Genomic DNA, 20269 nt, shown 5'->3' with positions numbered 1-20269 from the left:
GCGTTATCGGGGAGGGGGTGAGCCTCGGTGAGATCCAGGGACGGCAGGCCCGCGGTGCTCATGGACGTCGCCGTACTCGCCGGCGTTTCCGCCATGACCGTCTCGCGTGTGCTCAACGCGCCCGACCGGGTGAGGGCCGAGACCAGGGCCCGGGTGCTGGCCGCCGTGCGCGAGCTCGACTACCGGCCCAACCAGGCCGCGCGGCAGCTCGTCACCGGGCGGTCCGGGGTGCTGGGCGTCGTCAGCATCGACACCACCCTGTACGGCCCCGCCTCCACGCTCTACTGCATCGAGCAGGCCGCCAGGAACGCCGGGTTCAACGTGAGCATCGCCAGCCTGCCCTCGCTCAACCGCAGGTCGATGGAGGAGGGCGTGGAACGGCTGCGCGCCCAGGCCGTCGACGGCGTGATCATCGTGGCGCCGCACGAGTCGGCCGCCGACGGGCTGCGGCATCTGCCGCCGGAGATGCCCGTGGTCGCGGTCGATGCCGGTGACGACATCCCCGTGCCCGTGGCCAAGGTCGACCAGCGGGCCGGGGCCGTACGGGCGACCAGACACCTGCTCAGCCTCGGCCACCGGACCGTGTGGCACGTGGCGGGACCGGCCGACTGGCTCGACGCCAACGGCCGCATCGAGGGGTGGCGCGACGTGCTGGAGTCCGCGGACCGGCCGGTGCCCGAGGTGCTGCGTGGCGACTGGAGCTCGCGCTCCGGCTACCAGCTCGGGCAGCGGCTGGCGCAGGACTCCCAGGTCACCGCCGTGTTCGTGGCCAACGACCAGATGGCGCTCGGCGTGCTGCGCGCCCTGCGTGAGGCGGGGCGGCGCGTGCCCGAGGACGTGAGCGTGGTCGGGTTCGACGACATCCCCGAGTCGGCCTACTTCTGGCCGCCGCTGACGACCGTACGGCAGGACTTCAGTGAGGTCGGCAGGCACGCCTTCCACCTGCTGATCGACCGGATGGCGGGCACCGAGCCCGACCGGCGGCGGCTGGTCGAGCCCGAGCTTGTGGTGCGGGAGAGCACCGCCCCCGCCGCGAGCTAGCCCGTCACCCCGAGCTGGCCCAACTCAACCCATGAGCCGGCTCTCCGCCGCACACGGCTCGACGCCCGGGCGCCCGGCCAAGGGCCGGGGCGCGGTCAGGCCAGGCGGATCACGTTCCAGGAGACCGGGGGCAGGAGCACGCGGGCCGGATCGTGCTCCACGTCCGTGTTCGGCCTGGGCGCGACCCGGTCCGGGTCCTCGGCCGTGTTCCGGGCGTACACGTCCGGGTGGGTCAGGGTGGTGGCCTCGACGATGCGCGCGCCCCCGAGCGCCCGGGCGTCGAGCTCCAGGGAGAGCGGCCCGTCGGTCGAGCGGTTGACCGCGAACAGCGTCGTGCCCTCCTCCGAGTGCGTGGCCACCGCGTGCACCAGCGGCACCTCGCCGTACTCGGCCGTCTCGTACGTCGGCGAGACCGGCTCCACCCGCAGCACGTCGCCGGCGGCGAGCCGGGACGCCTGCGCGAACGGGTGGAACGTGGTCTGCCTCCAGGCCCGCCCGCCGGGCTCCGTCATGATGGGCGCGATCACGTTCACCAGCTGCGCCAGCGACGCGGCGGTCACTCGGTCGCTGTTGCGCAGCAGGGTGATCAGCAGCCCGCCGAAGGCGACGGCGTCGGCCAGGTGGTAGTGGTCCTCCAGCAGGCGCGGCGCGACCGGCCAGTCGGCGGGCGGCTCGGCGTTCTGGAAGCGCGACAGGTACCAGATGTTCCACTCGTCGAAGGAGATGTCGATGCGCTTGCGCGACTTCAGCCGGGCCCCGACGTGGTCGGCGGTGGCCACGACCGAGCGGATGAAGTACTCCATGTTGGTCGAGCAGGCCAGGAAGCTGCCGAGGTCGCCGTTCTTCTCCTCGTAGTACGCGTGGCAGGAGATGAAGTCCACCAGGTCGTACGTCTCCTCCAGCACCTCGGCCTCCCACGTGCCGAAGGTCGGCATCGACGAGCTCGAGCTGCCGCAGGCGACCAGCTCCAGCGACGAGTCCACCATGCGCATGGCGCGGGCGGTCTCGGCGGCGAGCCGGCCGTACTCGCGGGCGGTCTTGTGCCCGGTCTGCCAGGGGCCGTCCATCTCGTTGCCCAGGCACCACATCCTGATCCCGTGCGGCTCCTTGGAGCCGTTGGCGACGCGCAGGTCGGACAGCGCGGTGCCGGACGGGTGGTTGCAGTATTCCAGCATGTCGAGCGCCGCCTCGATGCCGCGGGTGCCGAGGTTGATGGCCATCATGGGCTCGACGCCGGCCTTGCGGCACCAGCGTACGAACTCGTCCACGCCGACCTCGTTCGGCTCGGTGCTGTGCCAGGCCAGGTCCAGGCGGCGGGGGCGGTTCTCCCGGGGGCCGATGCCGTCCTCCCACCGGTAGCCGGAGACGAAGTTGCCGCCCGGGTAGCGGACCGTGGACACCCCCAGCTCCCTCGTCAGGTCGAGCACGTCGCCGCGGAAGCCGTCGTCGTCGGCCGAGGGGTGGCCCGGCTCGTAGATGCCGGTGTAGACGCAGCGCCCGAGGTGTTCGACGAACGTGCCGAAGGTGCGCCGGCTGACCGGGGCGACCTTGAAAGCGGGATCGAGCGTGAGCTTTGCGTGGTGCACGGAGGGGTCTCCTGGGTTTCGCGGGCGTTACATGATCCAGATTGTTAGCGATAACAAGGTGGCCGGTCAAGGTCGAACCACCAGGTCGGCCCACCGGCGAGAGGTCTTGACAGGCTTGTTGTTACCGCTAACACTCGGGTAACCCCGGCGCAACAAAATGTGCCGGAGCCAAGCGAGAGCTCCGCACAAGCTCCCGGCCCTCGACAACCTGCCCAAGCGATGGCTCGTAGGAAGAGGCCACCGTGCAAGATCCCCCAGAAGTCTCCCGCCGGCTCCTCCTCGGCGGCGCCCTCGCACTCGCCGGCGCCGCCGCCACCGGATGCGCCATCCCGATGGGGCTGGGCTCGTCCCAGACACGCGTCAAGTACTGGCACTTTCTCGGCGCGAGCGACGGGATCATCATGAACAAGATGGTCCAGGCGTTCGCCAAGGACAATCCCGACATCTTCATCGAGGAGAACGTGCTCGCCTGGGGCGAGCCGTACTACACGAAGATCGCGATGGCCGGCTCCGGCGGCCGCTCACCTGACCTGGCCACCTTCCACCTGGCCCGGCTGGCCGGGATCGGCGCCGGGGAGATCCTCGACCCGATCAACGTGAAGCTGCTGGAGGAGAGTGGCCTGAGCGCCGCCGACTTCAGCCCGCCGATCTGGGAGCGCGCCCACCTCGACGGGGTGCTGTACGCGATCCCGTTCGACGCCCACCCGATGGTGCAGTACTACAACACCGACATCTGCGGCAAGGCGGGACTGCTCGGCCCCGACGGCAAGCTGAAGCCCACCAAGGGCACCGAACAGCTGCTGGACCAGCTGCGCAAGGCCAAGGACGCCATGGGCGGCAAGCCGCCGCTCAACTTCGACGACCTCGGCCTCGGCACGGTCGGCCCGTGGCGGGTGTGGTGGACGCTCTACTCGCAGAGCGGCGGCGCCCTGCTGTCCCCCGACAACACGCAGATCGCCGTCGACGACGCCAAGGCCCTCGAAACGCTGCGGTTCATGCAGCAGCTCGGTAAGGACGGGCTGCTGGACACCCGCACCGACTACGGCGCCTCCGTGGCCAACTTCACCAACGGCCAGGCCGCCTTCCTGTGGAACGGCGACTGGGAGACCACGGGGCTGAAGGAACGCAAGACGCCGTTCAGCATGACCCGCTTCCCCGACGTCTTCGGCAGCGGCGCGGCGCAGGCCGACTGCCACTCGTTCGTGCTGCCGCACCAGCGCAACCGCGATCCCGAGGTCGAGCGGGCCACGTACCGGTTCATCGCCTACCTCGTCAAGAACAGCGCCGACTGGGCGGTCGCCGGGCATGTGCCCGCGTACCTGCCCGCCCTTCAGGAGCCCGAGTACCTCGCGCTGCAGCCCCAATCGGAATACCGCTCGGTCATCACCGAGGTCGCGCTCGACCCGCAGGTGTGGTTCACCGGCTCGGCCTCGCGGCTGTGGATCGAGTTCGGCCAGGCGTTCTCCCCGGTCATCGGCGGCGAGCAGACACCGGAGGAGGGCCTGGCCACCGCCAAGGCCGCGCTGAGCCGGCTGCTGTCCGCCCCGAACCCCTTCCCCGAGCAGGAGCGATGATGACCACCACCATCGCCGCGCCCGCGGCCGCCGCCCCCGTCACCGAGGCCAAGGTCAAGCGCCGCTGGACGCAGCACGGACTGCTGTTCGTCGCGCCCTTCCTGCTGATCTACGTGGTCTTCCTGGTCTGGCCGGTCCTGCTGGGCCTGCGGATGAGCCTGTCGAGCGTCAACATCGCGGGCACCAACGACCGCCTCGTCGGGTTCGCCAACTACGCGGAGGCGTTCGCCGACCCGCGCATGTGGCACTCGCTGTGGAACACGGTGGTCTTCACCGTGCTGAGCACGATCCCGCTGGTCATCCTGGGCCTGGCGTTCGCGCTGCTGGTGCACAACCTGCGGTTCGTGCAGTGGCTGTGGCGGCTGTCGTTCTTCGGGCCGTTCCTGCTGCCGTCGGCCGTGGTGTCGATCCTCTGGCTGCAGATGATCTACCCGCCCGAGTACGGCCTGATCAACGGCACGCTGGGCACCGACTTCACCTGGCTCACCGACCCGTCGACCGCCATGTGGTCGGTGGTGCTGACCACGGTCTGGTGGACGGTCGGCTTCAACTTCCTGCTCTACCTGGCCGCACTCCAGTCGATCCCGGAGCACTTGTACGAGGCCGCCGCCATCGACGGGGCCTCTGCCTGGCACAAGCTGCGCTCCATCACCCTGCCGTTGCTCGGCCGCACGACCGCGCTGATCGTGGTGCTGCAGCTGCTGGCCTCGCTGAAGGTCTTCGACCAGATCTACCTCATGACCAGCGGCGGCCCCCAGGACTCCACCAGATCGATCATCGAGTACGCCTACGACATGGGCTTCACCGGCTACCGCATCGGTTACGCGTCGGCCGTCTCGTACATCCTGTTCGTCCTGATCGTCATCGTCTCTCTGGGTCAGCTCCGGCTGTTCCGCAAGCGGGCGGAGGTCTCGTCATGACCAAGCGGTTCAGCCCCGGCCAGCTCGTCCTGCTGGTGATCGCCCTGGCGCTGGCGGTCGTCTGGCTCGCCCCGATCCTGTGGGCCGTGGCCACCTCGCTCAAGCCGGAGTCCGAGACCACGAAGATCCCGCTGCAGTGGTTCGGCAGCGAGCTCACCCTGGACGCGTACCGGCTGGTCCTGGGCACGGGCGGCATCGTCAAGTGGGCGATCAACTCGACCGTGACCGCGGTGGTCGTCACGTTCATGACCGTGCTGTTCTCGGCGATGGCGGCGTACGGGTTCGCGCGCACGCAGTTCAGGGGGCAGCGGGCGCTGCTGGCGGTGATCCTGGCCGGGATCATGGTGCCGCCGCAGGTGCTGATGGCCCCGCTGTTCGCGGAGATGGTGGCGTTCGGCCTGGTCGACACCTGGTGGTCGATCATCCTGCCGCAGGTGGCCGCGCCGCTGGTCGTGTACATCCTGTTCAAGTTCTTCCAGGACGTGCCGCCCGAGCTGGAGCAGGCGGCCTTCGTGGACGGCGCCGGGCGCTGGCGGGTGTTCTTCACGATCGTGCTGCCGCTGTCGCGTCCCGTGCTGGCCGCGGTGTCGATCTACACGTTCATCACGACCTGGAACAACTTCCTCTGGCCGTTCCTCGTCTCCACCGACCCGAACACGATGACGCTGCCGGTGGGGCTGGCCAACGTGGTGCAGGGGACGTTCGGGCTGCGGTACGCGCAGATCATGGCCTCGGTGATACTGGCGGGGCTGCCGCTGCTGGTGATTTTCGTGCTCTTCCAGCGGCAGATCATCCGCGGCGTCGCGCACACGGGCCTCGCCGGCCAGTAGTGGATGTTTATGTGAAATAGGCGTTCTTTACCATTGCCAGGGAATTGCCAGGAACAGTGGGTAGTCTGCCTGGGCATGAACTGGCAGCGCAAAATGAACAAAGCGCTGGTCAGGTTCACCGGATTCCAGCTCGAACGGGTGGGGAAAGCTCCCTCTCCCCCGCCCGTTCCCGAGATCAGACCGCCCGCGGATCCGCTAACTGACCGGCTGCTCGAAGCCCCTGTGTTCCTCCTGTCGCCCGTCCGGTCCGGCTCGACGCTCCTTCGCGCGATACTGAACGCCCACTCCGCCCTGCACGCCCCGCACGAGCTGCACATACGCCGCCTCCGCGTGCAGTTCGACACGAAACTGGCCGCCAAGGCGATGGCCGCGCTCGGGCACAACCAGGCCGACCTCGAGCACCTGCTGTGGGACCGCGTCCTGCACAGGGAGCTCGTACGCAGCGGCAAGCGGTTCATCGTGGACAAGACGCCCGCGAACGCGTTCGCCCACCAGCGCATCGCCGCCTGCTGGCCCGACGCGCGCTTCCTCTTCCTGCTGCGCCACCCCGCCTCGATCGCCGCGTCGTGGCACGATGCCGCCCCCGACAAGCGCACCCCGGAGGAGGCCGCGCTGGACGCGCTCCGCTACATGAAGGCCGTCCAGCGGGCCAGGTCGGCGCTGCCCGGCCTGACCGTCAGGTACGAGGAGCTGAGCGCCGATCCCGCGCGGGTCACCCGCGAGATCTGCGAGTTCCTGGGGCTGGAATGGGAGCCGCAGATCCTCTCCTACGGCAAGCAGCCGGTCCTGGAGAAGGGTCTCGGGGACTGGCGCGACAAGATCCGATCCGGCACCGTCCAGCCCGCACGCGAGCTGCCTGCCGAGGACCAGATCCCGGACGTGCTCAAGCCCATCTGCCGGACCTGGGGGTATCTCGCGTGAAGATCCGCTATCTCATGCTGCACGCCTACGGCATGGGCGGCACCATCCGCACCGTCGTCAACCAGGCCAACGCGATGGCCGCCGCCGGCCACGACGTCGAGCTGGTCAGCGTGGTACGGCGGCGCTCCACCCCCCAGTTCGCGCTCGACCCGCGGGTCCGGATCACCGCGCTGGTCGACCAGCGCGGCGGCACGCGGCCGGACTCGATCGGGCGCCGGGCCTGGCGCCGGGTACGCGGCAAGATCGTGCCGCGCGGCGAGTTCGCGGCCGACTACTTCACCGAGCGGGTGGAGTGGGCCGCCATGGACTACGTCTCCAAACTGCGCGACGGCATCCTGGTGACCACCAGGCCCGCGCTGAACCTGATCGCCGCCCGCCGCGCGCCCAGGAACGTCATCAAGGTCGCCCAGGAGCACATGAACCTGTCGGCGTACCCCGACGGCATCCGCAGCGAGATCGCCCGCTACTACGGGCGGTTCGACGCAATCACCGTGCTGACGCGCACCAACCGGCTCGAGTACCAGCGCCTGCTGCCCACGACCGCCGTCGTGCAGATCCCGAACGCGGTCCACCGCGTCGACCGGGAACGTTCCCAGCAGGTCGATCCCGTCGTGATCGCGGCCGGGCGGCTGGTGCCGCAGAAGGGGTTCGACCTGCTCATCGAGGCCTTCGCGCAGGTGGTGCGGGAACATCCGGGCTGGCGGCTGCGCATCTTCGGCACCGGACCGCGCAGGACGCAGCTGGAGGGGCTCGTCGAGCGGCACGGGCTGGGCGGGCACGTGGAGCTGCCCGGTCGTACCGAGCGGCTGGACAAGGAGCTGGCCGCCGCCTCGGTGTACGCGCTGAGCTCACGCTTCGAGGGCCTGCCGATGGTGATGATCGAGGCCATGACGCACGCTCTGCCGGTGGTCGCGTACGACTGCCCGACCGGACCGCGCGACGTGCTGACGGACGGGGTGGACGGCGTGCTCGTGCCGCCGCGGGACGTGGACGCGCTGGCCGCCGCGCTGAGCCGGGTCATCGGCGATCGGGAGCTGCGGGTGCGGATGGGAAAGGCGGCAGCTAAAGCGTCGCAGGCGTACTCACCGGAATTGGTGATGCCATTGTGGGAGGATCTGTTCTCGCAGTTGCTGGCGGGCGAACGCGTTGCCGACAACTTCTGGAGCGCTCACTGACGTATCCGGCAAAAGATTTACCTACCGATTTCCCCGGCTATATCGGCGTTTCTAGGCAGCTTGTTGCAAAATTCGTGTCATTTCGGCAAAAGCACGTCAAAAGGGGCGGCAGCCTGGGAGCCATGCGTATTCGGAAAGCCCGCCTGACCGCGGTGGCAGGCGCCCTCGCCCTCGCCACGGGGCTCGCCGCGCCCGCGTATGCCCAGGTCTCCGCCCCTGCCGTGGCCACCGTCCGGCAGGACACCCCCGCGGTGTACGCCAACGCCGCCTACTTGATGGACGCCTCCTCCGGCAAGGAGCTGTTCAGCAAGAACGCCGACGACCGCCTGCCGATCGCCAGCGTCACCAAGACGATGACCGCGTACGTCGTGCTGAAGACCGCCAAGCCCACGGACGTGGTGCGGATCAACCGGGAGGACGTCCAGTACGCGGAGGACGGCGGCGGCACCACCGCCAACCTGCGGCCCGGCGACCGCCTCACGGTCGGCGAGCTCCTGTACGGCCTGATGCTCCCCTCGGGCGCGGACGCCGCCCACGCGCTGGCCCGTGCGTACGGACCCGGCGTCGGAGGCTTCGTCGCCAAGATGAACGCGACCGCCCGCGAGCTCGGCATGAAGGACACCGAGTACGTCAACGCCGACGGCCTGCCCACGCCGCGCGGCGACGGCTACTCCACGGCCCGCGACCAGGCCCTCCTGGCGGCCAAGGCGCTGCAGGTGCCGCTGATCAAGGAGGTGGCCGGCACCCGGTACCACTCGCTGGACGCCACCGCTCAGCACGGCTCGTACAGCTGGCGCAACACCAACCGGCTGCTCCGGCAGCCGGGAGTGATCGGGCTGAAGACCGGGTTCACGCGGGCGGCGGGGTTCACGCTGGCGTTCGCGGGTGAGCGGGACGGCCGGACGCTGGTCGGCGTGCTGCTCGGCGAGTCCGACTCCAGCCGCCGCTTCGACACGGCGGACACCCTGCTGTCGTGGGGCGCGGCCCGCGAGGCCGCGTAGCTCATCCTCCGTCCCATGGACGGTGTTGATCCTTTGGGCTAGTTTGCCCGACATGAAGCTTCGATTCGCGTTGGGTGCGCTGTCAGCGGCGGCCGTCGTACTCGCCACCGCCCTCCCCGCCCACGCCGGGACGCCCAGGCTCGGCTGGGAGCTCAAGGAGACCGGGGTGACCGCGCGCCTGCGCGGCCTGTCGCCGGTCAGCCGGGACGTGGCGTGGGCCTCGGGCTCGGGCGGCACCGTGCTGCGGACCGTGGACGGCGGGCGCAGCTGGCAGAACGTCTCACCGCCCGGCACCGCCGCGCTCCAGTTCCGCGACATCGAGGCGTTCGACGCGCGCCGGGCCGTCGCGCTGTCCATCGGCGAGGGTACGGACTCGCGCGTCTACCGGACCGAGGACGGGGGGCGTACGTGGGCGGAGACGTTCAGGAACGACGAGCCGAAGGCGTTCTACGACTGCCTGGCCTTCTTCGACCGGCGGCACGGGCTGGCCATGAGCGACCCCGTGGACGGCAGGTTCCGCCTCCTGGCGACGGACGACGGCGGGCGGAGCTGGCAGGTGCTGCCCGCCGACGGGATGCCGGAAGCGCTGCCGGGTGAGGCGGGCTTCGCGGCGAGCGGTCAGTGCCTGGTCACGGCGGGCGGGCGGGACGCCTGGCTGGCCAGCGGCGGGGCGGAGCGGTCGCGGGTGTTCCACTCGGGCGACCGCGGGCGTACCTGGACGGTCACCGACACGCCGATCCCCGCCGGCGACCCGGCGCGCGGCGTCTTCGGCCTGGCCTTCCGCGACCGCCACCACGGCATCGCGGTCGGCGGCGACTACCGGCCCGAGCAGGCCTCCCCCAGCGCGGGCGCGGTGAGCGGGGACGGCGGCACCACCTGGCAACCGGCCACCACGCCGCCTCCCGCGTACCGGTCGGGAGTCGCCTGGCTCCCGCATTTGCCGTTCGCGGCCATCGCGGTGGGGCCCTCGGGCAGCGACGTCACGTGGTCGGGCGGGCGCAGCTGGGAGACCTTCGACAGCGGCTCGTTCGACACGGTGTCGTGCACCCGCGACCTGTCCTGCTGGGCCTCTGGCGAAGCAGGCCGCGTCGCACGCCTCACACTCAAGTAGCCTCAGCGGACGCCGCGGGGCCGGAACTGGATGCTGATGCGCGGCCCCGTGGGGCGGGCCGTCTTCGGGATCGCGTGCTCCCACGTGCGCTGGCAACTCCCGCCCATCACGATCAGATCCCCGTGCCCCAGATCATGCCGGACGGACGGCCCCCCGCCCCGCGGCCGGAGCAGGAGCGGGCGGGGATCGCCGACCGAGACGATCGCCACCATGGTGTCCTCGGTGCTGCCCCGCCCGATCGTGTCGCCGTGCCAGGCCACGCTGTCGCGGCCGTCGCGGTAGAAGCAGAGCCCGGCCGTGCGGAACGGCTCACCCAGCTCCTCCTCGTAATGCTCGTTGAGCGCCCGCCTGCAGTCCTCGAGCACCGGGTCGGGCAGCGTCTCGCCCTCGTCGTAGAACTTCAGCAGCCGCGGCACGTCCACCACCCGGTCGTACATGTGCCGCCGCTCCGCCCGCCACGGCACCGTCTCGGCCAGCCGCTCGAACAGCGTGTCCGCGCCCGAGAGCCAGCCCAGCCGCAGGTCTATCCAGGCGCCGTGGTCGAGGTGCGTCCTGCGGACCGTGGCGCCGAGCGGCCCGACCCCGAGCTCCTCGTCGAGGCCGAGCAGAGACGCTTGGAACGGGGCTGTCATGGTGCCGAGTCTACGACACAGTTCAAACATGCATTCGATCGCCAACCCGGTTGGCCCGGTCCGTGCGACACCGACTCCAAGTGGATGCCGGTACGGCGAGGCTCCCCCGGCCCCGCCGTACCGGCAGCAGAAGGGACGTCAGCCGCCGCACGCGGCGAAGACGAACGTGTCCTTCAGCAGTGTGTACTTGTCCCTGACCTTGACCTTGCCCGTCTCGGTGTCGATCTGGACGATCGTGATCTTGTCGCCGCCGGACAGCATGTGGAGGGTCACCTGGGTGTCCCCCGTCCAGTCGATCATGTGGATGTCCGCGTCCGGGAGCTTGATCTTCTTGCGGGCGGTGACCTGGTCGGTCCGCAGGTCGTACAGGACGAGCTCCGGCTTGGCGCCCTGCACGACGTTCGCGACCGTGCGGCCGTCGGCGGACAGCGCCTGCGGCGCGTTCGACACGACGACCTGCGGCGGCGCGACGCGTACGACCTCATCGCCGGTGTCGGTGTAGACCGCCAGTTCGGTGACGGGCTCGTCGCCGTCGACGCTGGTGAGGAGCTCGTCCCCGTCGAAGCTGAAGCCCAGCAGCGACCGGTCGGCCGGCACGGTGCCGAGCCGGGCGCCGGTGGCGGTGTCGAACACGCGCGTGCTCGCGGGCTTCTCGCCCCCGATGAGCGCCGCGAGCCTGCCGCCGTCGTCGGACAGGAGCAGGGTCACCTCGTTCTGGGCCACGCGGGGCAGCGCGTTCTCGGCGAACAGCTTGACGCCGCCGCCGAGCGTCCGCACGGCCAGCCTGCCGGTCTTGGAGAAGTATGCGACCCGCCGGCCGTTCCCGCTGACCGCGATGGGCGCCGGGGAGTAGGGGAGCTTCTTGCCCTTCGCGTCGAGCGCGACCCCCTGGGCGTCAGGCAGCACGCTCTTCTTGCCGCTGTGCATGACGAGCCGCCAGTCGCCGCACGGCCTGTCCGTCTGGGTCTTGGACGTGCACTTCTTGATGGAGGCGTACCTGATGCTGTCGTGCCCCTGATGCGCGTGCGGATCCGCGTACGCGACGCCGGGGGCCGCGGCCAGTGCGGCGGCCACGAGGACCGTGAGGATCCTTGCTCTCATGTCGTTCACTCCCCCGCCTCTACGTGCTCGTACCTGGTCTTGCTGATCGTGTATCTGTCGGTCTGCGTGGCGTTGCCGGACTGTGGATCGACGGTGAGCACCCGTACCACCGCCGTCTTCCCGTCGTCGCCGCGCATCACGGTCGCGTGGAGCCGGTCGCCGGGGCTCCACCACGCGGCCACCGTCACCGCGTCGGGCTCGAGCGGCAGGTCGGCGCCCGCGGACAGCTCGCCGCTCTCCAGGTTGTAGGTCCGCACCCTGGGCGGCTTCTTCTTGCCGGGGTTGCCCGCGATGAACGCGGCCAGCGTCCGGCCGTCAGGGGCCAGGGCGAGGGCCTCCGCGCCGTGGACGACCTGGGGCGGCGTCCGCTTGATCGAGCCGCCGCCGAGCCGGTACGCGGTCAGCCGCGTGGTGTTGTCGCTCAGGTCGCGGCTGGTCAGCACCTCGTCGCCGTCGCCGCTGAATCCGAGCATGGAGTCCCCGAGCGGCAGCGTCGCGGTCTGGCCGGTCGCGACGGTGATCACCTTGACGGGCCGGCGCAGCGGCTCGTCCCCGTAGTCGATCATCACCTTGTCGCCCTTGGGGGACAGCATGACGCTGATTTCACCGGCGCCCTCGGGCACCACCGACTTCGGCAGCAGCTTGGCCGGGCCGCCGGCGACCGGCTGGACGACCAGGCGGTGGTCGCGGGCGCGCTGGTAGGCCAGCACGCGGCCGTCGGCGCTGATCGCGAACGCGGCCGTCTCGTCCTTGGCGTCGATCTCGGTGCCGGCCGCGTCGCGCACCACGACCTGCCTGCCGTCCCGCATGATCAGCTTCCACTGCCCGCAGGGATAGTCGATGTCGTCCTTCTTGTCGTGGCAGGACTTGATCCACGCGGCGCGGGCCGCCGGTGTGCCTGCCTGGGCCTGGGCGGTGCCGGGTGTGAGCCCCAGCCCGCCGATGACCGCCGACGCCAGCAGCGCCGCGATCGCTGAGGGGTGCCTCATGGTCGGGATCCTTTCGCTCACCCCGTTTAGACCTCCACCTGATGTACGCGGTTGGTCACAGATCGGCCACGTTCGACCGGGAGGCGTGGGGTGGAGCGGATGACCGTCCCCGCCGTGCCGGGCGGCTCGCTCGCGGACATCCGGCAGAACGGCCCCGACGACGTCCTGGCGGTGGGCACGATCGCGGGGCCCGAGGATGCGAGCTCACCGACGCGCGATCGCGACAATCCTGTTGTCTTCCGCCGCCGCTGAGGGAGGGGGCCCGCCTGGCTACAGGTATGACCTGGCCGCGGTCACCAGCTCCGGTGTGGCGTCGCGGGTGTCGATGTAGAGGGCCGACTCCGGGGTGCGCTCGCGGACGTCCTGGTCGCGGATCGCGAACACCGCCGGGGCGACCCCCACGTCGCCGTAGCGGCCCGCCACGGCCTCGCCGATGGCCTGGCGCACGTCGCAGACCACGTCGCGGGAGGTGTGACCGGGGCCGGAGGCGGCGAGGTAGCCCAGCATCCCCGCGAAGCGCAGCTCCACCTCGGCCGCCGGGCGCTGCTCCGGCAGCACGGGGCGGTCCAGCCAGAACACCTTGCCCGCCAGGAACGCGTCGTAGCCGGCGCCCTCGTGGCCGAGCACGCGCGCGGCCTCGGCGAGCAACTCCCCGAACTCGGCCAGCTCCGCCTCGAGCGGCAGGTCCGTGGTGACGAACAGGGGCACGATCAGCGCGTCGAGCATTGGACTCATCCCTCCGTGAGGTGCCACATCGTAGGACGCCCGACCGACAATCACGGCCCACGCCACTCCCGCGCCCCGCTTCGGACGCGCCACGACTGCGGGAATCCTGGGCCGGTAAGATCGCGGGAATGGCAGCCGCACTCCTGATCACCGGCACTGTCGGCGTGGGGAAGACGTCCGTGGCCGACGCCGTCGGCGACGTGCTGGCCGGCGAGGGCATCCCCTACGCGGTCATCGACCTCGACTGGCTCCGCCGCGCCTGGCCCGCGCCGCCGGGCGACCCCTTCAACAGCGCGCTGACCATGCGCAATCTCCGCGCCGTGGCGGCGAACTTCCTCGACGCCGGAGCGGAGCGGCTGGTGCTGGCCGGAGTCATCGAGCACCGCGACGAGCGCGCACGTCACGAGGAGGTGCTCGGCGTCCCGCTCACCGTGTGCCGGATCCGTGTCCCGCTCGCGGAGACCCACCGGCGGCTACGGGGCCGGCACGTGCACGACCCTCAGGGACTTGACTGGCACCTCGACAGAGCCGGGGAATTGGCGGACATCCTCGACGCGGCCAAGGTCGAGGACTTCACGGTGGACGGGACGAAAGCCCTGAAGCAGGTCGCGGAAGAGGCGATCAAGGGGTGGCGGGTCTAACGTTCGATCCACTCGTCTTCCAGGGCCGAGTGCACGATCGAGTCGCGCCAGCCGTGCGGCGTGTGCACGTGGTGCCGGATCCGGCCCTCCTCCACCATCCCGGCGGTCAGCATGGACAGCTGGGCAGGGAGGTTGTCCGGGGACCGGGCGCCCCAGACGCGGTGCAGCCCGAGCTTCTTGAACCCGAACGACAGCAGTAACCGCACGAGGTCGGTGCCGATCCCGCGCCCCCACTGGTGAGGATGGAGACCGAAGCCGATCTCCGCGCTGTGGGAGTGTTCGGCCTCGATGCGCAGGCGGGCCACCCCGATCACGTCGCGGTGGGCCGCGTCGACCACGGCCAGCACGTAGAGCAGGCGCGGCTCCGCCGTGGCCGCCGCCATGGCCTGGTCGACGAGCTGCGCCACCTCGGCCATGCTGCGCGGCCCGAACGGCATGTGCTGCGTGGCCGCGGAATCGCCGTAGACGGCGTGCAGGGCCGGCACGTCGGCCTCCGTGACTTCACGCAGGCCGAGCCGCTCGCTGTCGTACACCACCCGCCGCATTCGCCGACCGTACAGCGAGTCCCGCGATCTTCACAACCCCTGGTCAAGTGGCAAGTTGACTACCGTAAGCTCGCGCGACAAGTTCGGCGACGGCGCTGTGGGAGCCGAGCGGCTCGGCGTGCCCGGCGTTGATCGCCCTGGCGGCCTGCTCGACGATGCCCGCGGGGGCCTCGTGGCCGATCATGCAGGGCGCGATGGCCAGCCGCTCGGCGCCCGCCGCACGCAGCCGCTGGGCCGCGACGCCGACGCCCGGCTCGCTGTCGAGGGAGGCCGCGACGACGGGCAGCGTGAGCCGGGAGGCCAGCAGCACCGCCGTGGCCTGCACGGCGAGCACCGCGCGGTCCCCGCCGACCGTGGCGAGGATGACGGCGTCCACGGGGCTGGAGACGTTCAGCAGGCGTACGCGGTCGGCCCTGGCCAGACCGCGCTCGGCGAGCTTGATGTGCAGGGCCTCGGCCAGCAGCGGGTGCGGGCCGAGCGCCTCGGTGACGGCGGCGCCGGAGCCGGTGGCCGCCACGGCCTTGCCGATCTCGGCCATGACCACGGGGTCGTCCCAGGTGAGCAGGGGCACGATGACGGCGTCGCGGCCGGTGGGCAGGGAGTCCGCCAGGTCGGTCACGCTCGTCAGCCGCACCTCGATCTGCGGGTTGTCGACGCGTACGACGGCCGCGATCTCCTGGGCCACGCCGGCCGTGTCGCCTGGGGTGGCGAGCACGAGCACGGGGGCGTCCGGCGGCAGGGACGTGGGCACGGGACGGCGGTGGCGACCGCCGCCCGGCCGGGGGGAACGTTCACGTACAGGCAGGCTCACAGGCGCGCAGTTTATGCCTATTCGGTGGATGTTGTTCCGGGAATAGATGGCGATTCCGTCACAACGCAGGCAGTGTGAACGAGATCACATCGTGATCCCTCAAAACGTTGACTTATCCGTACAAAACGGAAACCCTGAAGCAACTAGAAACGCGTTCTAGAACGACCTCCCGCCGAGCGGGGTTGCGGTCCCTTTGGGGAGTGGAGAGGGCGCGCACCCCCGACCCCGTGGGGCGCGCCCCCGCCGACACAGTCCGAGGACCGTCCGCCGGAGGATGGGAATGAAGCCGTTCTATGTCCGCGAGCTCAGTGTCTACCCGGTCGGCGGCCGCCGGATCTTCCTGCTGGCGATAGCGGTGCTGGCGAGCCTGGTGGCCAACTTCGAGACCACCCTCGCCACCATCCTGCCCCTGCTCATGGACGACCTCGGCATGTCGCTCACCGAGTACGGGCGGATCGCGGCACTGTCGGTGCTGATCGCCGGGATCTCGGCCGGGTTCGGCGGCATCCTGTCCGACCGGTGGGGCCGGGTCACGATCCTGGTGCCGACCCTGACCATCACCGCCGCCTGCAACTTCCTGCTCGCCACCGTGGACACCGTGGCGGGGCTGTTCTGGATCCGCTGCCTGATGCTGTTCATCGAGGGCGCGGGCATCACGATCACCGCCTCGCTGGTGCGGGACTTCTCGCCGCGGATGGGACGGGCGCAGGCGTTCGCGTTCTGGACATGGGGGCCGGTCGGGGCGTCGTTCCTGGCCTCGTTCATCGCGGGGGTCACGCTGCCGCTGTTCGGCAACGCGTGGCAGTCGCAGGCGATCATCATGGGCGCCGTGTCGCTGGCGATGTGCGCGATCATCATCTGGCACATCGCCGAGCCGTCGGCGGCGCTGCGGGCGCAGGTGCTCCAGGCCGAGCAGGCCGTACAGGTCGAGGGGCATGCCGGGCACGGCCGGTTGCGGGAACTGTTCAGGCACCCTCACCTGTGGGCGCACGTCTTCGGCAACACCGGCTGGCAGGTGCTCTACTGGACGTTCGCCATCTTCGGCCAGACCATCCTGACCAGCTCGTTCGGCATGGACGCGGCCGCGGCCAACCGCGTCGTCGCGCTGGGCATCGTGCTCAACGCCCTGGCGGTGGTGGTCGTCGGCCGGATCTCCGACCGGATCCAGCTGCGCAAGCCGTTCACCGCCGCCGGCACGGTCCTGACGGTCGCGGCGCTGGCGTACTTCATCGCCATCGTCGGCCCGGGCGTGCCGGCGGCGCAGGTCACGGTCGTGTTCGCGCTGCTCTACCTGTTCATGGGCATCGCGTACGTGCCCTGGATGGCCGGCTTCTCCGAGGACGCCGAGGACGTCGACTCCCGCCTGCAGGGCTCCGCGCTGGGCATCTGGGGCATGGTCGTCCGCGTCATGATCGTGACCATGCTGGTGGTCTCCCCGGTCGTGGTGGGGGCCGGCGGCTGGCAGACGTGGCTGACCGTGGCGCTCGCCGGCCAGGTCGTGTTCCTGATCTCGATGGCCGCCTTCAGGGGCAGGTGGTCTAACGCGACGGCACCACGACCGACTGCGGGTTTCCCGGGGCGTACACCGTGATGCCCTGCGGCAGCGACTTGAGCTTCTCGATCTCGGCGCAGGCGGGGCACTTGTCGTAGCCGTCCTGCCTGGCCCGGTTCGCGTCCGCCTCCGCCTTGGCCTGGGCGACCTTCGCCTGGGCCTCGGAGACGGCCGCCGAGGCGGCCAGCGAGCGGTCCACGGCCTGCTGCACCTCGCCCGGCAGCGTCACCTTGACCAGCGTGAAGCGCAGCCCGGTGAAGAACTGGCCGCCCAACGTCACCGGCAGGTCGCGGGCCAGCGAGGCGTTCACCGCGTCCTGGACCTTGACGATGTTGGCGTTGCTGTCGCGAGGCTTGAGCGCGGAGCTCTCCAGCAGCGAGCAGGATGGCACCAGCTCCGCGCAGCGCATGGCGCCGATCTGGCCGCGCAGCGCGTTGTCGATCACGGGGCGGACGGCCTGGCCGAAGAAGGCGGACCAGCCCTCGTCACCGTCCCACGGGTAGAGCGCGCGGTCGTCCTGGGCGCGGAAGGTACGGGTGCCATACTTGTCGTCGAACGTCTTCAGCGTCTCGTGGTCCAGGTTGAGCGTGAAGTAGAGGGTGCCCTCGATGCCGAGGTTCACGCCGTCGCTGCTCGGCACCGTCACCACGTCCACGCCGAGGGCCGTGGCGCGCTTGGCGTCGGCGGTGATCGTGTAGAAGCGCTGCTGCGCCGGGTAGGGGTGGGCAGACGACCACATCCCGGTCCAGGTCAGGCCGGCGCCGGGGTCGATCACCTGGCGCACCTTGTTGTCGTCGAGGGGTCCGCCGTCGCGGATGACGGCCACCTCGCCGCCGCCCGTGCTCTCCAGGCCCCCCACGCCCCCGAGGAGCAGGGGGATGGCGATGAGCGCGGCGACGACGATCAGGGCGATTCTCATCCGGACCCTTCCGCGCGGGCGGCGCCGGCAGCCGCCGCCCGCGGCTTTCGCGGCGTTTCAGGGGAAGATGCGTTTCAGGCGAACGGTCCCACCTGGCCGGGCAGGGAGGCCTTGGCCTGGGGCGTCTCGGAGAGGTCGAGGTCGCGGGTCTCAGGGGCGATGGCCAGGCCGAGGGCCGTGACCGCCAGGGCGACGACCACGTAGATCGACACCGCGACCGTGGACGCGTACGCCTCGAACAGCTTGAGCGCGATGATCGGGGCCAGCGCCCCGCCCACGATGCCGGCCACCTGGTAGCCCATGGAGGCGCCGCTGTAACGCAGGCGCGTGCTGAACAGCTCGGCGATGAACGCCGCCTGCGGCCCGTACATCGCGGCATGGGTGACCAGCGCCACCACGGCGGCCAGCGCGATCAGCGGGAACGACCTGGTGTCGAGCAGCGGGAAGAACGCGAACACCCACACCGCCGCGCCCACCACGCCCGCGAAGTAGACCGGCCGCCGCCCGAACCGGTCCGACAGCGCGCCGGACAGCGGGATCAGCACGAGTTGCAGCGCCGACCCGATCAGCACCGCGTTCAGGGCGTACGAGCGCGGCAGTTTCAGCACGGCGGTGAGGTAGACGATGATGTACGCGGTGAAGGTGTAGAAGGCCACGTCCGCCCCGATCCGCGCGGTGAAGGCCGACAGCAGGGCCCGCGGGTGCGTACGCAGCACCTCGAGCAGCGGCATCTCCGCCTTGGCGCCCCGCTCCTCGACCTCGGCGAACAGCGGCGACTCGGTGATCTTCAGCCGCACCCACAGACCGACGAACACCAGCAGGCCCGACAGCAGGAACGGCACCCGCCAGCCCCACGACAGGAACGCCGCGTCGGAGAGCGTGAACGACAGCACCGTGAGCAGCCCGGTGGCCAGCACGTACCCCGCGGGCACGCCGACCTGCGGCCAGCTGGCGTTGAAGCCGCGCCGCCGCCCGTCGCCGTGCTCGAGCGACATGATCACCGCGCCGCCCCACTCTCCGCCGAGCCCCAGGCCCTGCACGAACCTGAGCAACGCCAGCAGGATCGGCGCCACCACGCCGATGCTCGCGTAGCCGGGCAGCACGCCGATGAGGAACGTCGAGACGCCCATTACCAGCAGCGTCACCACCAGCACGGTCTTGCGGCCCACCCGGTCGCCGAAGTGGCCGAACACGATGCCGCCGAGCGGCCGGGCGACGAACGCCACGGCGTTGGTGGTCAGTGATGCCAGCGTCGCGTTGAACGGGTCGAGCGACGGGAAGAACAGCTTGGGGAAGACCAGGGTCGCGGCCGTGGTGTAGAGGAAGAAGTCGTACCACTCCAGCGACGTGCCGATCAGGCTGGCGAGGATCACCCGCCGGGTCTGTTGCGCGGAGCCTGTCATTCGATCGCTCCTCGATTTGGTCTAGGGGGTTCTCTTCAACATAAGAATCGTTGAACAATTCGACAAGAGTTTTGCTCCATGATTCGCTGTCGAATGTGGACAACGTGGTTGCAGATCTCTCCCAGGACCGCCCCCGGCTGGGCCGCAGCAGCACCGCGGAGCGGGTGGCCGACATCCTGCGCGACCGCATCAGCGAGGGCTTCTTCCGCCCCGGGCAGCGGCTGTCGGAGGAGTCGATCTCGGAGGGTCTCGGCGTGTCACGCAACACGCTGCGCGAGGCGTTCCGGCTGCTCGGCCACGAGCGGCTGCTCGACCACAAGCTCAACAGGGGCGTGTTCGTCCGGCTCCCGTCCGCCGAGGACGTCTCCGACCTCTACCGCGTGCGCCGCGTGCTCGAAGGGGCCGCGGTGCGCCTCGGCCCCGCCCCGGAGGCGCTGGCCGTGATCAAGGAGGCCGTGCTCGACGCCGAGCGGGCCGCCGCGCAGGACGACTGGCAGGGCGTCGGCACCGCCAACATCCGCTTCCACCAGGCGCTCGTCTCGCTGAACGGCAGTCCCAGGATCGACGAGGCCATGCGTCAGCTGCTGGCCGAGCTGCGGCTGGTCTTCCACGTGATGGAGAATCCGCGGGCGTTCCACGAGCCGTTCGTCGACCGCAACCGCACGCTGCTCGGCCTCATCGAGTCGGGACAGCCGGAGAAGGCCGCCGCGTACCTGGACGACTACCTCGACCACGCCGAACGGCTGCTCATCGCCGCGTACGCGCCGTAACGCCGGGACGGCCGGCCGAGG

The 20269-nt window shown here is 70.4% G+C and carries 21 protein-coding genes; 12 read left to right on the top strand and 9 right to left on the bottom strand.

Annotation, left to right across the window (positions count from 1 at the left end; genetic code table 11):
• The first annotated feature begins 60 nt into the window (after positions 1-60).
• Positions 61-1041, top strand: a complete 981-nt coding sequence (locus ACIBVN_RS01995; RefSeq protein ID WP_397131648.1) for a LacI family DNA-binding transcriptional regulator — start codon at positions 61-63, stop codon at positions 1039-1041.
• Positions 1042-1136: 95 nt separating this feature from the next.
• Here ACIBVN_RS01995 and ACIBVN_RS01990 read toward each other — a convergent pair whose 3' ends face one another.
• Positions 1137-2627, bottom strand: coding sequence for an alpha-N-arabinofuranosidase (locus ACIBVN_RS01990; RefSeq protein ID WP_397131623.1), 1491 nt, complete (start codon positions 2625-2627; stop codon positions 1137-1139).
• Positions 2628-2869: 242 nt separating this feature from the next.
• Between ACIBVN_RS01990 and ACIBVN_RS01985 the strand changes: the two genes are divergently transcribed.
• From ACIBVN_RS01985 to ACIBVN_RS01955, 7 genes are all read left to right on the top strand, one after another.
• Complete coding sequence (locus ACIBVN_RS01985) at positions 2870-4201, top strand: extracellular solute-binding protein (protein WP_397131621.1); 1332 nt, start codon at positions 2870-2872, stop codon at positions 4199-4201.
• Complete coding sequence (locus ACIBVN_RS01980) at positions 4198-5121, top strand: carbohydrate ABC transporter permease (RefSeq protein ID WP_397131619.1); 924 nt, start codon at positions 4198-4200, stop codon at positions 5119-5121. The genes ACIBVN_RS01985 and ACIBVN_RS01980 overlap by 4 nt, the downstream gene beginning before the upstream one ends.
• Complete coding sequence (locus tag ACIBVN_RS01975) at positions 5118-5951, top strand: carbohydrate ABC transporter permease (protein WP_349450939.1); 834 nt, start codon at positions 5118-5120, stop codon at positions 5949-5951. Before ACIBVN_RS01980 ends, ACIBVN_RS01975 begins: the two co-directional genes overlap by 4 nt.
• 75 nt (positions 5952-6026) lie before the next feature.
• Complete coding sequence (locus ACIBVN_RS01970) at positions 6027-6872, top strand: sulfotransferase family protein (protein ID WP_397131617.1); 846 nt, start codon at positions 6027-6029, stop codon at positions 6870-6872.
• Positions 6869-8047: a glycosyltransferase family 4 protein gene (locus ACIBVN_RS01965; protein ID WP_397131615.1), complete on the top strand. Its 1179-nt coding sequence runs from the start codon at positions 6869-6871 to the stop codon at positions 8045-8047. Before ACIBVN_RS01970 ends, ACIBVN_RS01965 begins: the two co-directional genes overlap by 4 nt.
• A 122-nt stretch (positions 8048-8169) precedes the next feature.
• Positions 8170-9048 (top strand): D-alanyl-D-alanine carboxypeptidase family protein, encoded by an 879-nt coding sequence (locus tag ACIBVN_RS01960; protein ID WP_397131613.1) that lies wholly within the window; start codon positions 8170-8172, stop codon positions 9046-9048.
• A 52-nt stretch (positions 9049-9100) separates the two neighbouring features.
• On the top strand, positions 9101-10159 hold the full coding sequence (locus ACIBVN_RS01955) for a WD40/YVTN/BNR-like repeat-containing protein (RefSeq protein ID WP_397131611.1): 1059 nt from the start codon (positions 9101-9103) through the stop codon (positions 10157-10159).
• Between the two features lie 2 nt (positions 10160-10161).
• Here ACIBVN_RS01955 and ACIBVN_RS01950 read toward each other — a convergent pair whose 3' ends face one another.
• The 3 genes from ACIBVN_RS01950 to ACIBVN_RS01940 all read right to left on the bottom strand — a co-directional run bounded on the left by ACIBVN_RS01950 (position 10162) and on the right by ACIBVN_RS01940 (position 12881).
• Complete coding sequence (locus ACIBVN_RS01950) at positions 10162-10791, bottom strand: alpha-ketoglutarate-dependent dioxygenase AlkB (protein WP_397131609.1); 630 nt, start codon at positions 10789-10791, stop codon at positions 10162-10164.
• A gap of 138 nt (positions 10792-10929) precedes the next feature.
• Positions 10930-11892, bottom strand: a complete 963-nt coding sequence (locus tag ACIBVN_RS01945) for a hypothetical protein (protein ID WP_397131607.1) — start codon at positions 11890-11892, stop codon at positions 10930-10932.
• Positions 11893-11897: 5 nt separating this feature from the next.
• Positions 11898-12881: a hypothetical protein gene (locus ACIBVN_RS01940; protein ID WP_397131605.1), complete on the bottom strand. Its 984-nt coding sequence runs from the start codon at positions 12879-12881 to the stop codon at positions 11898-11900.
• A gap of 99 nt (positions 12882-12980) precedes the next feature.
• Here ACIBVN_RS01940 and ACIBVN_RS01935 point away from each other — a divergent pair, with 99 nt between their 5' ends.
• Entirely contained in the window at positions 12981-13133 is a 153-nt protein-coding gene (locus ACIBVN_RS01935; protein ID WP_397131603.1) for a hypothetical protein, read from the top strand.
• A gap of 18 nt (positions 13134-13151) precedes the next feature.
• On the opposite strand, the gene ACIBVN_RS01930 is transcribed toward ACIBVN_RS01935, so the two are convergent.
• Positions 13152-13616 carry a hypothetical protein gene (locus tag ACIBVN_RS01930; protein WP_397131602.1) on the bottom strand — a complete coding sequence of 155 codons (465 nt, stop codon included), beginning with the start codon at positions 13614-13616 and terminating at the stop codon, positions 13152-13154.
• 119 nt (positions 13617-13735) lie between these two features.
• On the opposite strand from ACIBVN_RS01930, the gene ACIBVN_RS01925 reads away from it, so the two are divergent.
• Entirely contained in the window at positions 13736-14248 is a 513-nt protein-coding gene (locus tag ACIBVN_RS01925; RefSeq protein WP_397131600.1) for an adenylyl-sulfate kinase, read from the top strand.
• Here ACIBVN_RS01925 and ACIBVN_RS01920 read toward each other — a convergent pair.
• Entirely contained in the window at positions 14245-14793 is a 549-nt protein-coding gene (locus ACIBVN_RS01920; protein WP_397131598.1) for a GNAT family N-acetyltransferase, read from the bottom strand. The two genes, ACIBVN_RS01925 and ACIBVN_RS01920, sit on opposite strands and share 4 nt — an antisense overlap.
• 43 nt (positions 14794-14836) lie before the next feature.
• Positions 14837-15604 carry a sirohydrochlorin chelatase gene (locus ACIBVN_RS01915; RefSeq protein WP_397131596.1) on the bottom strand — a complete coding sequence of 256 codons (768 nt, stop codon included), beginning with the start codon at positions 15602-15604 and terminating at the stop codon, positions 14837-14839.
• 280 nt (positions 15605-15884) lie between these two features.
• On the opposite strand from ACIBVN_RS01915, the gene ACIBVN_RS01910 reads away from it, so the two are divergent.
• Positions 15885-17195 carry an MFS transporter gene (locus ACIBVN_RS01910; RefSeq protein ID WP_397131594.1) on the top strand — a complete coding sequence of 437 codons (1311 nt, stop codon included), beginning with the start codon at positions 15885-15887 and terminating at the stop codon, positions 17193-17195.
• Here ACIBVN_RS01910 and ACIBVN_RS01905 read toward each other — a convergent pair.
• Both ACIBVN_RS01905 and ACIBVN_RS01900 read right to left on the bottom strand, forming a co-directional pair.
• A complete protein-coding gene (locus ACIBVN_RS01905) occupies positions 17143-18075 on the bottom strand; it encodes an SPFH domain-containing protein (protein WP_397131592.1) in 933 nt (310 codons plus the stop codon). The two genes, ACIBVN_RS01910 and ACIBVN_RS01905, sit on opposite strands and share 53 nt — an antisense overlap.
• A gap of 74 nt (positions 18076-18149) precedes the next feature.
• The gene (locus ACIBVN_RS01900) at positions 18150-19478 is read right to left on the bottom strand and encodes an MFS transporter (RefSeq protein ID WP_397131590.1); all 1329 of its coding nucleotides are present in this window, start codon (positions 19476-19478) and stop codon (positions 18150-18152) included.
• Positions 19479-19582: 104 nt separating this feature from the next.
• On the opposite strand from ACIBVN_RS01900, the gene ACIBVN_RS01895 reads away from it, so the two are divergent.
• Positions 19583-20248, top strand: a complete 666-nt coding sequence (locus tag ACIBVN_RS01895) for a GntR family transcriptional regulator (protein WP_397131588.1) — start codon at positions 19583-19585, stop codon at positions 20246-20248.
• The last annotated feature ends 21 nt before the right edge of the window (positions 20249-20269 follow it).

It is taken from the genome of Nonomuraea sp. NPDC049400 (assembly GCF_044466425.1).
Lineage (GTDB): Bacteria > Actinomycetota > Actinomycetes > Streptosporangiales > Streptosporangiaceae > Nonomuraea.
The sequence above is the reverse complement of the archived record's forward strand: the minus strand, read 5'-3'. Positions and strand labels throughout refer to the sequence as shown.

What these genes read in the sequence shown, in the direction of transcription:
- ACIBVN_RS01935 (WP_397131603.1), top strand. Translation starts at nt 12,981, where the DNA reads ATGACCGTCCCCGCCGTGCCGGGCGGCTCGCTCGCGGACATCCGGCAG.
- ACIBVN_RS01970 (WP_397131617.1), top strand. Translation starts at nt 6,027, where the DNA reads ATGAACTGGCAGCGCAAAATGAACAAAGCGCTGGTCAGGTTCACCGGA.
- ACIBVN_RS01920 (WP_397131598.1), bottom strand. Translation starts at nt 14,793, where the DNA reads ATGCGGCGGGTGGTGTACGACAGCGAGCGGCTCGGCCTGCGTGAAGTC.
- ACIBVN_RS01955 (WP_397131611.1), top strand. Translation starts at nt 9,101, where the DNA reads ATGAAGCTTCGATTCGCGTTGGGTGCGCTGTCAGCGGCGGCCGTCGTA.
- ACIBVN_RS01960 (WP_397131613.1), top strand. Translation starts at nt 8,170, where the DNA reads ATGCGTATTCGGAAAGCCCGCCTGACCGCGGTGGCAGGCGCCCTCGCC.
- ACIBVN_RS01930 (WP_397131602.1), bottom strand. Translation starts at nt 13,616, where the DNA reads ATGAGTCCAATGCTCGACGCGCTGATCGTGCCCCTGTTCGTCACCACG.
- ACIBVN_RS01995 (WP_397131648.1), top strand. Translation starts at nt 61, where the DNA reads ATGGACGTCGCCGTACTCGCCGGCGTTTCCGCCATGACCGTCTCGCGT.
- ACIBVN_RS01945 (WP_397131607.1), bottom strand. Translation starts at nt 11,892, where the DNA reads ATGAGAGCAAGGATCCTCACGGTCCTCGTGGCCGCCGCACTGGCCGCG.
- ACIBVN_RS01980 (WP_397131619.1), top strand. Translation starts at nt 4,198, where the DNA reads ATGATGACCACCACCATCGCCGCGCCCGCGGCCGCCGCCCCCGTCACC.
- ACIBVN_RS01940 (WP_397131605.1), bottom strand. Translation starts at nt 12,881, where the DNA reads ATGAGGCACCCCTCAGCGATCGCGGCGCTGCTGGCGTCGGCGGTCATC.
- ACIBVN_RS01910 (WP_397131594.1), top strand. Translation starts at nt 15,885, where the DNA reads ATGAAGCCGTTCTATGTCCGCGAGCTCAGTGTCTACCCGGTCGGCGGC.
- ACIBVN_RS01925 (WP_397131600.1), top strand. Translation starts at nt 13,736, where the DNA reads ATGGCAGCCGCACTCCTGATCACCGGCACTGTCGGCGTGGGGAAGACG.
- ACIBVN_RS01950 (WP_397131609.1), bottom strand. Translation starts at nt 10,791, where the DNA reads ATGACAGCCCCGTTCCAAGCGTCTCTGCTCGGCCTCGACGAGGAGCTC.
- ACIBVN_RS01900 (WP_397131590.1), bottom strand. Translation starts at nt 19,478, where the DNA reads ATGACAGGCTCCGCGCAACAGACCCGGCGGGTGATCCTCGCCAGCCTG.
- ACIBVN_RS01975 (WP_349450939.1), top strand. Translation starts at nt 5,118, where the DNA reads ATGACCAAGCGGTTCAGCCCCGGCCAGCTCGTCCTGCTGGTGATCGCC.
- ACIBVN_RS01905 (WP_397131592.1), bottom strand. Translation starts at nt 18,075, where the DNA reads ATGAGAATCGCCCTGATCGTCGTCGCCGCGCTCATCGCCATCCCCCTG.